Raw genomic sequence first — 11,750 nt, 5'->3', positions numbered from 1 at the left:
GCTCAGCCCCGCAGTACCGAAATGTCGTCGGCGGTGGCGCCGGGACGGCGACGCATCAACGCCACGATCAGGCCAAGCCCGACCGTGACCTCGGCTGCTGCCACCACCATCACGAAGAACACAGTCATTTGGCCCACCCGGTCGTTGAGGGTCTGGGAGAACGACACCAGGGTGATGTTGACGGCGTTGAGCATCAGCTCCACACACATCACCATGATCAGCACGCTCTTTCGAACCATCAGGCCGACCAGCCCGATGGCAAACAGGCCGGCGCCCAACAGCAGATACGCGTCCTGACCGATGGTGAGGTCGGCGGCGAGCGGCGTCACTGCGGATCCTCGCTGTCGCGGACCAGATCTCCGGGCGATCCGGCGGCCTCGACCGGGCGGGGGCTGGGTGCCTGACCCGCTGCGCCGAGGTCGTCGTCGGGATCGTCGAGGAAATCCTCGGGGACGTCCGATTCGAAGATGTCGGTGACCTCCGGGTAGTCGTCGGCGTCGATTGGCGCTTCGCTGGAGCGACGGGACAGCAGCACGGCCGCCACGACGGCGATGCCGAGCAGCGCCGAGGTGATCTCGAAGGCCCATACGTAGTCGGTGAACACCAGGCGGGCCAAGCCCTCGACATCGCGCTCGCCTTGCAGCGAGCGGGTGACCGCCGCATTGGCGCCGGCGCCCTGGTCCCCGGCGAACAGGGCCAGCACCGACAGTACGGCGATGGCGCCGCCGACCACGGCGGCGGCGACCTGCTGACCTTTGAGACGGTCGGCATCGAGGCGTTCCAGGCGATCGACGCCCAACAACATGATCACGAACAGGAACAGCACCACGATGGCGCCGGCGTAGACGATGATCTGCACGGCAGCCAGGAAGTAGGCCTCCTGGGCGATGAACAGTACGGCCACTCCGAACAGGGTGGCGATCAGCGACAGCACATTGTGCACCGGGCTACGAAACCCGACGACACCGAGTGCGCCGCCCAGCACGATGGCCGCCGAAATCGCAAAGACGACGAACTCGACCATCAGTGGGCCCTGCCTTCGTTGTGAAGGGCGTCGGGCTTGGGGTCCTCGGGGTGTTCGGCGGCGTCGACCTGGTTGGTCGCCGGCTGATGATCCTCGATGGTCGACTGGCCGACCTCGGGGGCCCGCACGCCGAAGCCAAGCTCACCCGACCAGGCCACCACGCCTTCGAAGCTGGCGTCGCCCTGCGGCGAGGTGGCCCGCATCCACGCGGACGTGTGCTCGTCTTCGTCGCCGGACCACAGCTCCCACGGTTGCCGCTGAGCACGACCCTTGTCGTCGGTGAGCAGCTCGGCCTTGGTGTAGATCGCATCGCCGCGCTGGCTGAAGGAGAAGGCGAACTGTTTGGTTTCGGTGATCGCCTCGGTCGGACACGCCTCGACACACAGGTCGCAGTGGATACAGCGCAGGTAGTTGATTTCGTAGACGTAACCGAAGCGCTCGCCCGGAGAGGTCGGGTCGTCGGGATCGTTGTCGGCGCCCCGCACGTAGATGCAGTTGGCGGGGCACACGCCGGCGCACAACTCGCAACCGATGCACTTCTCCATGCCGTCCTCGTACCGGTTGAGCACGTGTCGACCGTGCAACCGGTTGGGACGGGCGGTCTTTTCCTTCGGAAAGTCCACCGTGACGACGCGTCCGGTGTCGGAGCGCTTGAACAGCTTCTTGAACGTCACGGCAAAGCCGTCGAGATAGCCCATCAGCGCCTCCCGGCCAGGTTCGATGATGATCCCGCGTTCGTCGACGGCCCGGCGTCCTTCGGTGGCAGCTCCACATCGGCCATCAACTCCAGATGACCATCGCTCCTGCGGGTCGCCGCCGCCCGCGAGGCGGCAACGATCGACGCCCACCCGGCGAGCAGGACGAGGATGACCCCACCGATGACCGCCCCCATGTTCCAACCCTGGTCGGCGCCCACCTTGATCGCGGTCAACACCAGGAACCAGCCCAACGCCAGCGGGATCATCACCTTCCAGCCGATCTCCATCAGCTGGTCGTAGCGATAGCGGGGCAGCGTGGCCCGGAACCACACGAAGACGCAGAGAAACACGGCCAGCTTGGCAAAGAACCAGAGGAACGGAATCAGCCAGGTGCCGAGGAAACCGGTGAGGCCGAACGTCGGGCCGGCCGGTCCGCCAAAGAACAGCGTGACGATGACCGCCGACATCGTGACCGTGTTCATGAACTCGGCCAGATAGAACATGGCGAAACGCATCGAGGAGTATTCGGTATTAAACCCGCCGACCAACTCCTGCTCCGCCTCGACAAAGTCGAACGGGGGCCGGTTGAGCTCGGCGGTGGCGGCGATGAAGAACACGATGAACGGAACCAGGCCGGTCATCCACAGGTTCCAGCTCCAGGTGGCCTGGCCAGCGACGATGCCGTTGGTCGACAGAACCCCGGCGGCCAGCAGGATCGACGCGATCGACAGGCCCAACGCGGCCTCGTAGGACACCATCTGGGCCGAGGCTCGCACCGAACCCAACAGGGGATACTTCGAGCCGGAGGACCAACCGGCCAGCATCACGCCGTAGACGGCGATGCCCGAGAACGCCAGCATCAACAGGATGCCGAATTGGGGGTCGGCCACCTGGACGAAGGTCTTGTAGCCAAACACCGACACCACGCCGTCGCTGCCGTCGTTGAAGTTGCCTGCCAGCGGGATGATGGCAAACGTGCCGAAAGCGGGGACCACCGCCAGGAACGGGGCCAGCCGAAACACCACCTTGTCGGCGCGGTCGGGCAGCAGGTCCTCTTTGAAGGCCAGCTTCAGTCCGTCGGCCACGGTCTGGAGCAGCCCGAAGGGCCCGGCCTTGTTGGGGCCGATGCGGTTCTGCATGTCGCCGATGAACTTACGTTCGAACCAGACCATGAGGATCACCGCCACCAGCAGCGCAGTGAACGCGAGGACCGCCTTCAGCACGACGATGCCCACGACCGCCCAGCCGATGTTGCCCGACAACATTGGATCCATTACTGAGCTCCCCCCGCATGTCCAGAACCACCCGGATCGTCGAGCGTCTCGACCCGCACCTCGGTGAGGGGTTGGTCCGGATCGCACAGTGCAAGCGCTCCGGGCTGGGCGCCGGCGTTGAGCTCCAGGTTGCCCCGGACGACGGCGTGGTCGCTTCGGGCGGGCACGGTCACCGAGCCCGATGGTGACCGGACGGTCAACTCGGCGCCCTCGGCGATGCCCAACTGACCGAAGTCGGCCGGGTTCATGCGCAGCTCGGACGAGGTGGCCAGCGGAGCACTCGAGGGCATGGCCCCCAGCATGGTCCCGCGGTCGTAGAGGCGGCGGGTGAGCACGAGGCGGAACGAGTAGCTCGAGATGGCCGGCACCTGGGTGACCTCGGGCGCTACAAATGCGAGCCGCTCGGGGAGGCCGGCTTCGGCCCAATCAGTGTCGTCGATCACCGGCACCAGCACGCCGTCCTGACGACCCGGGTCGCCCAGCAGGTCCAGTTCGGCGCCGGCGAAGGTCGGCACCACCCGCTCGATCTCGGCCTGAATGCCCTCGATCGAGGTGAGGCCCAGGTCGGTGCCCAGGCGGGCGGACAGCTCGGCGGCGATCACCCAGTCGGCCCGGGTTGAGCCCGGCGAGTTGACCCGCTGTCCCAGAGCGCTGACCCGACCCTCGAGGTTGGTGGTTGTCCCGCCGACCTCGGCATGGGCGGCCACCGGCAACACGATGTCGCCCGCCAGGGAGGAGGCGCTGTGGTGGGTTGCCAAGCTGATCACGGTGGCCCGTTCGAGTGCCGCAGCGGTGTCGACGTCGGCGACCAGGTCGGCGAGCGGATCGGCGCCGAGCAGGATCAACGTCCGGATCCGGCCGTCGGCGGCGGCCTCGATGATGCCGGCGGCGTCCAACCCGGTCGTCTCGGGCACGCGGTGCCAACGCTCGGCCATCCAGTCACGACCGCCGTCCAGGGTCATACGGCCGGGCAGCAGCCCGGGGGCCATACCCAGTTCGAGGGCGCCGCGCACGTTGCTGCGCCGCAGGGCGGTCAGGAACGTAGCGTCACTGCGGGCGCTGGCGATGGCGGCGACGGCGTCGGCCACCGGGCCGATCCCCTCGGCCAGCGAGCGGCGCCCGATCACGACCCGCAGCGGGCCGTCGCTGTCGAGCAGCCGCGCGGCGGCTGCGAGCAGGTCGGGGTCGACCGAGCCGGCGGGTTCGTGACCGACGTTGAGCAAGGCGGCGACCGACCGGCCCAACTCGCCCATTGGGATGGGCAGGTTGACCGTGGCCAGGTCGTCGAGGCTGCCGCTGGTCGGCGATGCATTGATCAGCTTCACCCGGTCGCTGTTGACCGCATGACGCAGGCGCAGGAACAGCACCGGCAGTTCCTCGCGCGGGTCGGGTCCGAGGTAGAGCACGGTGCCGCCCGGCTCGCAGACCTCATCGATCGTCGCTGCCGGCAGGCCGAGCGTCAGGTCGGCGGGCAGGCCGTCGCCCAGCTGGGCGTCGACGTGGTCGGTGCCCCAGACACCCTTGGCCAGCTTGGTCCAGGCGTAGGCGGCCTCGTTGGTCAGACGCGCACCGCCGAGGACCCCGATCGACCCCGGGCCGTCGGTATCGATCGCAGTTCGGATCGCGATCGCAGCGGCCGAGTAGGCCTCCGACCAGCGTGCCGTCTCCAGACGACCATTGCGGCGGATCTCGGGTGTTTCGATCCGGTCGTGCTTGAGGGCCTCGAACCCGAAACGACCGCGATCGCACAGCCAACCCCAGTTGACCGGGTCGCTGTCGACACCCTGAAAGCGCAGCACCTCGTCCCGGCTCGACTGCACGGTGATCCGACAGCCCACCGAGCAGGACGTGCACGTGCTCTCGACCTCGGCCAAGTCCCACGGTCGTGCCTTGAACCGGTACGGCTTGGCGGTCAGCGCTCCGACCGGGCAGATCTGGACGGTGTTACCCGAGAAGTACGAGGCGAAGGGCTCGTCGGGGAACGTCGAGATCTGCATCGTGTTGCCGCGGCTGACGAACGTGATCAGCGGGTCGCCGGCCACCTCATCGGCAAACCGGGTGCAACGGTCGCACTGGATGCAGCGCTCCCGATCGAGGTAGACGGTCTCCGACAGCGAGATCGGCTTCTCGAAGTGGCGCTTCTCCTCGACGAAGCGGCTCTCGCCCGGCCCGTAGGCCATCGACTGGTCTTGAAGTGGGCACTCACCGCCCTTGTCGCACACCGGGCAATCGAGCGGGTGGTTGATCAGCAGGTACTCGATCACCCCGTCCTGGGCCTTCAACGCGTTGGGGCTCTCGGTGTGGACGACCATGCCGTCGGACACCCACTGCATACAGCTGGGGGCCAACGCAGTGCCGCGCGGGCCTTCGACCTCGACCAGGCACATCCGGCACATGCCGACCGGCTCCATGCGCGGGTGATAGCAGAACCGCGGGATGTACACGCCGTGGCGCTCGACCGCATCGATCAGTAGATCGCCCTTCTGCACGGTCATCGTGCGCCCGTCGACCGTGATCTCGACCGGATCGGTGATCTCGATCGGCTTGGGGTTCTCCGGGGCAAACCTGGTGAGCGTCGGCCGTTGACGGCCGAGCTCGACCCGCACCTCGGCCGCGCCGGCGGTGTCGGCATCGACCCCGTCGACCGTGGCCACGTCATCGGCAGCGGTGTCCTCAGACATGCGCACCTCCAGCGGCAGAAGCCCCGTCGACCCGATCGGCCGGTGGTGGGTCGGCGGTCACGGTCAGGCGGGGACGGTTGTTCTCGGCCGCCGCGATGTAGGCCTCGAACTCCGGCCGGAAGCGGCGGAGCGCCGAGGTGATCGGGGCCACCGCAGAGGGACCCAAGGGGCAGATCGTCGTCTGCCTGGGCGGGAACGGCACCGCTTCGAGGCCCTCGGCCTCCCAGGCGGCGTTGGGGTAGGGCCCGGGGGAGATGTTGTCGCCGACCGACGCCAGCAGGCCCAGGTCCTCCGGACGGCCGTAGCCGTCGATGATGCGGCGAAGGATGCGCTCGAGCCAGGTGGTGCCCTCACGGCACGGGGTGCACTTACCGCAGCTCTCCCGGGCGAAGAAGCGCACCAGCCGCAGGCAGGCGGCGACCGCATCGGTGGTCTCGTCCATGGCGACGACTGCGCCGGAGCCGAGCATCGAGCCGGCGCCGCCCACCACCTTGCCCTCGAGTGGCATGTCGAGCTGTTCGGGGTAGAACCACGGCGCAGAGCCGCCGCCGGGGATGAACATCTTCAGCTCGTGGCCTGCGCGGATGCCCTGGCCGAAATCCTCACCGAAGAACAGGTCGCGGAAGGTGGTCGTGCCCTGGGCCACCTCGTAGATGCCCGGTCGGTTGACATGTCCCGACAGGGCGATCAGCCGGGTGCCCGGGCTGGTTTCGGTGCCGACGGCTCGGTACGCCTCGGTCCCGTGGGTGATCAGCCACGGCAGGTTCGATAGTGTCTCGACGTTGTTGACGATCGTCGGCGCCATGTAGAGGCCTTTGGCGGCCGGGAAATACGGCGGCTTCAAGCGCGGCATGCCGCGCTCGCCCTCGAGCGACTCGATCAGGGCGGTTTCCTCGCCGACGATGTAGGCGCCGGCACCCCAGGCCATGACGATGTCGACCGAAAAGTCCGAGCCGGCGATGTTGCGGCCGACCAGCCCGGCCGCGTAGGCCTCGTTGAGGGCGGCGGCGATGCGCTCCTGGGCATGGGCCATCTCGCCACGCACGTACAGGAACACCTGTGCCGCCCCAACCGCGTAGGCGGCGATCAGCGAACCTTCGATCAGCTGGTGCGGATCGCGCTCCATGAGCAGACGGTCCTTATAGGTGCCCGGCTCGGACTCGTCACCGTTGACGACGATGTAGCGAGGCCACACGTCCCCGGGCATCAAGCCCCACTTTGCACCCGCAGGGAAGCCGGCGCCACCGCGGCCGAGCAGGGTGGCATCGCGCACTGCGGTCGCCACGGCAGAGGGCGCCATCGTGAGCACCCGCTCGAGTGCCTGGTAACCCCGGTAGCTGCCGGTGCTTCGATACCCATCGAGGGTGTGGCCGGCGGGCTCGGCGAAGCGTGAGGACACCACCATCGGAACATCGGCGCCCGCACCGAAGGTGGTGATGTGATCGCGGTAGCTCATCGGTGCTCACCCTCGTCGGATGCGGGCGCCAGCTCCGTCTCGCGTCGGGCAAACCACCTGGGGGGCGCCACCTGCGTTTCGGGCGGCGCAATGATCGCCTGGCGATCGGCCGGGATGTGCTGACGGACCAAGGCCAGGGTGCCGTGCGGAGGCACGACCTCATCGATCGCCCCGGACGCGATGTCGTCGAGCAGCTCATCGAAGTCGTCGGCGCTCAGGTGGCCGAAGTAGCGGTGGTTGACCTGGCACATCGGCGCATCGGTGCATGCCGCCAGACACTCGGTGTCCTCCAGCGTGACGCGACCGTCGGGTGTGGTCGAACCGGAACGGATACCCAGTCGTTCCTCGGCCCGGGCCAGTAGATCGGCGCCACCCATCACCATGCAGCTGATGTTGGTGCAGATGCCGAGCACGTAGCGCCCCGTCTCGTGCATCTTGAACATCTCGTAGAAGGTGGCGGTGCCCTGAACCTGGGCCGGCGTGACGCCAACCAGTTCGGCCACATGGCGCATGCCTTCGTCGGTGAGGTGACCGTGCTCCTCCTGCACCAGGTGACACAAGGGGATCACCGCCGACTTGGGGCGCGGGTAGCGGGAGACGATCTCCCTGGCCAACGCTTCATTCTCAGGGCTTAAACGGCTCACGATCCCACCTGCCTAGGCCCGCTCGCGGGTGAGGAAGGAATGTGCCGCCACGGGTCGGGGTGCATTGCAGCGAAGGCTACCGACACCATCGCGACCCACCAAACCCGCTGCGGCACAGCGTGGTGCGGAGAGCTAACGGGTGCGGCCATCGGTCAGGTCGACGGCGTAGGGCATCCAACCGGCAGCATCGGTGTCCGGGCAGGAAAGCCCGTCGACGGTCAGCAGCGCAAAGTCACCACCGAAACGCCCGCCAACCGACAGCTGCCACCAGGTGCGCGACACCGGCGCCGGGGCGCCGCCCACCTCTGCCCCATCAAAGATCTCCTGGCTGTGCTGGGCATAGGCCGTTGTGGCCTCGAGGTCGCCTTGGGGGGCGCAGGTGTTGTACGTGCCGTACTCGCCCACGAAGATCGGCAACGCCCCGGCCGCGGCCCAACCCTGCATTTGGGCCAGGTAGTCGCGCCGCTCGGTCAGTCGCTGATCGAAGGGCACCTGCTCGGGGTCGTAGGCCGGGCGGCCCGGCCGGGCCTGGTAGGAGTGGTCCTGCACGTCGGCCGAGGCCCACCCCTCATTCGAGTACCCAGCACCGGCTTCGGAGCCGCCGGTGACAGCGATGGTGTAGTCGTGATGCGACCACACGACGTTGGGCTGCGAGATCGGGGTCAGGTCGACGCCAAAAAGGCTGGTGTCACCCTTGTTGGGACTGAGGATCAGGATCTTGGTGGGGTTGGCGCGTCGCAGCGATGCCTCCCCCTCGGCTGCCAGCCACTTGGCGTAGACCGAGTCGATCAGGTTCTGGCTGCGCGAGATCGCCGAGCCACCGGACGATTCGGCCTCGCTCACCGGCTCGATCGCAACCACGTTGCGACCCCGAGCGGTCGAGGCGTTGTAGCGCTCGAGAATCGTGCGGAGGAACTCGGTTGTCTCGGGCAACACGAGCACCTCGTCCATCAGCTCACCCAACTCCCTGGGCCGAGCCTTGCAATCGGCGTCCTGGGGCTGACCGGTGACCCGTTGCCAGGCCCAGGCCGGCACATCCCACTTCGCTCCGGACAGGCGCTCATCGGCGTCGCACGGCCCATCGGGCGCCCGCACGTGGATCACGTCCAGGATCACGTGGATGTCCGCAGCGGCGGCGTCGTCGATCATCCGGTCGAGCGCATCCAGCCCGTCGGGGTCGATCTTGATCGCGCCGTCGGCATCCTCGTATTGAAATCGAGGCCAGTCCAGCGCAACCCGCACGACCGAGAAGGCCGGGGCCCCCTCGGCGGCCATGGCGCTCAACTCGGTGTCGAGCAGCTCGGACGTCCACTCGCCGCCTCGCCGATACGGACCCTGCTTGAGGTTCACCCCGCTGAGCGCCACCGGTGTCTCCGCAGTGGGCGCGGCGCCGGGCGCCAGGGCCAGGGGACTCACCTCGTCGCCGTGGGCGCCGGTCTGAACAAACGCATGGGGCGACCGAGCGCAGAACAGCTCCTCGCTGCTCGGGCAGAGCTCGACCGGTTTCAAGGTGGTCGATGGGGCAGTCGCCACTGGCGACCCCGACGGCGTCGTCCCAGCGGTGCGTGCGGCCGACCCCTTCGAGGACTCCGACGAGCAGGCGACCACCACGACCGCCACCGCCAGGAGGGCCAGCGCAGCGCGCGTCTGCCGCAGCACACTCATCGATGTGCTCCTTTGGCGCGCACCGGCGCGGCCGCGCCGCCTGTGATCATCCGCTCCGCAGCCTGCCGCCGCATACTCGTCTCCGCCCGTTCGCGTCCGCCCGCCAACGGGCCCGGCCGAGAGTCTGCCCCACGGAGCGCTCCAACACCGAGCATCGACATCGCCGGGCTGACCAGCTCGGGTAGGTTTGAGCGACACGATCCAGGCTCGCTGCGGTCAACACGGCGAGAGCCGCAAGCTGAGGAGACCGACTTGGCATCGGGGCACAGCTGGTTCCACCACCTGGTTGGCTTCAGGGAGACCACTGGCGATGAGGTGCGTGCGCAGCTCGTCGTCGACGGAGATGTGTTCACTTCGCTGGCAAACGGGCGGACGTTGACGTATGGCAGCCTGGCGACGCCGTCCTTGGCCGAGCTGCGGGCATCGACGACCGGGCGGCCAGGGCCGCTCTCGGTGAGCGAGATTGTCGCGTGGCCGAGCTGCACGCCGACCCGCAGAACGAGGGCGCGCTCTTCCAGGTGGCCTCGCAGTTCAACCTGCTCGAGATGGTCAACCAGCACATCACCCCCGAGCGTGGGGTGACCGGCTACGCCGCGGATCGGACACAGGGGCCGGCGTGCGCCGTCGCCTGTGGCGCCGGCACGATCTACCGCAACTGGCTGGTGCCGATCGGGAACTCGATCGGACAGAGCGAAACGACCCAGGTCGACTGCCTGACGGACCTGGGCAAAACGCTTGGCAACGACGACGGTCGGCTCTGGACGATGACGAACGGGTACGCCCTGGCGACGCCTGGCGGGCTGGCGGATATTGCCGATCGGGTGGCCGAGATGGCACCCCAGGATCGGGACGTGCTGATGGGCGGCCTCCGCATCGGCATTCAGGCCGGTACGGAGGTGACATTGCCCGGCGCCGGACATCTCGTGACCCAGGCGTACTGCTCGGCGCTTCCGGTCGGCTACTCGAACTTGCCCCTCGAGGACTGGGAGCCATTCGCTCGGCTCGTACTCGATGCGGCCTACGAAGCGACGTTGCTGGCGGGGGTCGCCAACGCCGAACGCACCGGCAACAAGCGCCTGTACCTGACGCTGCTCGGGGGCGGAGCGTTCGGCAATGTGGAGAGCTGGATTCTTGAGGCCATGGAGCGGGCGTTCGATCGCTGCTGCGATGCCGATCTCGATGTGGCCGTCGTGAGCTACAGCCAGTCGCGCCGCTTGAAGATGGCGTACAGGGTCAACGAGCAGATCAGCATCAGCGCAGCCGACAGTGCGGCACCCCAGTAGCTGGCAAAGCCGGGAAACCGCACGTTCATGCCGTAGTAGCCGCTGACCAGCGTGGGTACGGCGATGATCGCCGCCCAACTGGTCACCTTTTTCATGATCAGGTTCTGGCGGTAGTCCCGTAGGCTGAGGTTGGTCTCCACGATCGTCGCGACCAGTTCCCGGAGGGCGTCGGTGCTCTCGATAACCCTCAGCATGTGGTCGTAGACGTCCTGGTAGTAGGGGTACAGGTCGCTGGCAACCACGCCGCGATCCGATCGCATCAGCCCGGTGATCACCTCGCGCATCGGCACGGTGAGCCGACGAAAGCGCAACAGCGCCTGGCGCATCTCGAACCAGTTGCGCTGGCGCGCGGGATCGACCGGCTGGTCGCGGAAGATGCCGTCGCTGATCTCCTCGTAGAAGTCGTCGAAGGTCGCAACGACATCGAAGTAGGTCTCGACCACTGCGTCGAGCAGCCCGTAGAGCAGAAAGCTGACACCATGGCTGACGAGGTCGCCCGAGTGATCCCAGCGGGCCAGCAACGGCTCCAGCGGGAAGTCGTCGTTGTGGCGAACGGTCACCAGCCACCGGTCGCCGATGAACGCGTCGATCCGGGTGTTGTGCAGTTCGCTGCCGTTCCCAGTCGTCGAGAGAGCGTGACACGACAGGAACAGATGCGAGTCGTAGTGGTCCAGCTTCGGACGCTGATGGGACTCCAGGGCATCCTCGACGGCCAGGTCGTGCAGTCCCAACTCGGCGGCAATGGCGTCGAGTTGGGCGGTCGCCGGCCGGCAGAGATCGATCCACACCACGGTGTCGGCCTGCTCCAGGTAGTCGGACACCCGATCGAGGCCAAAGTGGCGATCGATGACGTTGCCGAAACGATAGGCCCGGCTGGCGACCGCCGGTGCCCCGCCGAACAACACCTCCGATGGTCGGGGTTCCGACGACGGCTGCGGCCCGATCATCGCCCGAGGGTATCTGGCGCCGCTCATGGTTGGCGTCATCGTCGACGGCGACCGGCCGCCGTCGGCGAGACTGTGACG

General features: G+C 67.5%; 10 protein-coding genes. 1 reads left to right on the top strand and 9 read right to left on the bottom strand.

Translation table 11 applies throughout. From position 1 onward, the window contains the following. Positions 1 to 2: 2 nt before the first annotated feature. The 8 genes from nuoK to PKD89_RS10550 all read right to left on the bottom strand — a co-directional run bounded on the left by nuoK (position 3) and on the right by PKD89_RS10550 (position 9,442). Positions 3 to 329: an NADH-quinone oxidoreductase subunit NuoK gene (gene nuoK / locus PKD89_RS10585; RefSeq protein ID WP_287375673.1), complete on the bottom strand. Its 327-nt coding sequence runs from the start codon at positions 327 to 329 to the stop codon at positions 3 to 5. After that, positions 326 to 1,024, bottom strand: a complete 699-nt coding sequence (locus tag PKD89_RS10580) for an NADH-quinone oxidoreductase subunit J (protein WP_287375671.1) — start codon at positions 1,022 to 1,024, stop codon at positions 326 to 328. The genes nuoK and PKD89_RS10580 overlap by 4 nt, the downstream gene beginning before the upstream one ends. Further along, positions 1,024 to 1,722, bottom strand: a complete 699-nt coding sequence (nuoI, locus tag PKD89_RS10575; protein ID WP_289011655.1) for an NADH-quinone oxidoreductase subunit NuoI — start codon at positions 1,720 to 1,722, stop codon at positions 1,024 to 1,026. The genes PKD89_RS10580 and nuoI overlap by 1 nt, the downstream gene beginning before the upstream one ends. Further along, positions 1,722 to 2,996 (bottom strand): NADH-quinone oxidoreductase subunit NuoH, encoded by a 1,275-nt coding sequence (gene nuoH / locus PKD89_RS10570; protein ID WP_287375667.1) that lies wholly within the window; start codon positions 2,994 to 2,996, stop codon positions 1,722 to 1,724. Before nuoH ends, nuoI begins: the two co-directional genes overlap by 1 nt. Continuing rightward, complete coding sequence (nuoG, locus tag PKD89_RS10565) at positions 2,996 to 5,677, bottom strand: NADH-quinone oxidoreductase subunit NuoG (RefSeq protein WP_289011652.1); 2,682 nt, start codon at positions 5,675 to 5,677, stop codon at positions 2,996 to 2,998. Before nuoG ends, nuoH begins: the two co-directional genes overlap by 1 nt. Beyond that, entirely contained in the window at positions 5,670 to 7,133 is a 1,464-nt protein-coding gene (locus PKD89_RS10560; RefSeq protein ID WP_287375663.1) for a complex I 51 kDa subunit family protein, read from the bottom strand. Before PKD89_RS10560 ends, nuoG begins: the two co-directional genes overlap by 8 nt. Continuing rightward, positions 7,130 to 7,777: an NAD(P)H-dependent oxidoreductase subunit E gene (nuoE, locus tag PKD89_RS10555; RefSeq protein WP_287375661.1), complete on the bottom strand. Its 648-nt coding sequence runs from the start codon at positions 7,775 to 7,777 to the stop codon at positions 7,130 to 7,132. Before nuoE ends, PKD89_RS10560 begins: the two co-directional genes overlap by 4 nt. Before the next feature lie 132 nt (positions 7,778 to 7,909). Beyond that, positions 7,910 to 9,442 carry a glycoside hydrolase family 5 protein gene (locus PKD89_RS10550; protein WP_287391049.1) on the bottom strand — a complete coding sequence of 511 codons (1,533 nt, stop codon included), beginning with the start codon at positions 9,440 to 9,442 and terminating at the stop codon, positions 7,910 to 7,912. A gap of 470 nt (positions 9,443 to 9,912) precedes the next feature. Here PKD89_RS10550 and PKD89_RS10545 point away from each other — a divergent pair, with 470 nt between their 5' ends. Next, positions 9,913 to 10,725 carry a hypothetical protein gene (locus tag PKD89_RS10545; protein WP_289011649.1) on the top strand — a complete coding sequence of 271 codons (813 nt, stop codon included), beginning with the start codon at positions 9,913 to 9,915 and terminating at the stop codon, positions 10,723 to 10,725. Here the strand turns inward: PKD89_RS10545 and PKD89_RS10540 are convergent. After that, the gene (locus tag PKD89_RS10540; protein ID WP_289011646.1) at positions 10,638 to 11,672 is read right to left on the bottom strand and encodes a magnesium transporter CorA family protein; all 1,035 of its coding nucleotides are present in this window, start codon (positions 11,670 to 11,672) and stop codon (positions 10,638 to 10,640) included. The genes PKD89_RS10545 and PKD89_RS10540 overlap by 88 nt on opposite strands. Positions 11,673 to 11,750: the final 78 nt, after the last annotated feature.

Source organism: Candidatus Neomicrothrix sp. (assembly GCF_035329545.1).
In the GTDB taxonomy this organism is placed as follows: domain Bacteria; phylum Actinomycetota; class Acidimicrobiia; order Acidimicrobiales; family Microtrichaceae; genus Microthrix; species Microthrix subdominans.
The sequence above is the reverse complement of the archived record's forward strand: the minus strand, read 5'-3'. Positions and strand labels throughout refer to the sequence as shown.

What these genes read in the sequence shown, in the direction of transcription:
- PKD89_RS10580 (WP_287375671.1), bottom strand. Translation starts at nt 1,024, where the DNA reads ATGGTCGAGTTCGTCGTCTTTGCGATTTCGGCGGCCATCGTGCTGGGC.
- nuoI (WP_289011655.1), bottom strand. Translation starts at nt 1,722, where the DNA reads ATGGGCTATCTCGACGGCTTTGCCGTGACGTTCAAGAAGCTGTTCAAG.
- nuoH (WP_287375667.1), bottom strand. Translation starts at nt 2,996, where the DNA reads ATGGATCCAATGTTGTCGGGCAACATCGGCTGGGCGGTCGTGGGCATC.
- nuoG (WP_289011652.1), bottom strand. Translation starts at nt 5,677, where the DNA reads ATGTCTGAGGACACCGCTGCCGATGACGTGGCCACGGTCGACGGGGTC.
- PKD89_RS10560 (WP_287375663.1), bottom strand. Translation starts at nt 7,133, where the DNA reads ATGAGCTACCGCGATCACATCACCACCTTCGGTGCGGGCGCCGATGTT.
- PKD89_RS10550 (WP_287391049.1), bottom strand. Translation starts at nt 9,442, where the DNA reads ATGAGTGTGCTGCGGCAGACGCGCGCTGCGCTGGCCCTCCTGGCGGTG.
- PKD89_RS10540 (WP_289011646.1), bottom strand. Translation starts at nt 11,672, where the DNA reads ATGATCGGGCCGCAGCCGTCGTCGGAACCCCGACCATCGGAGGTGTTG.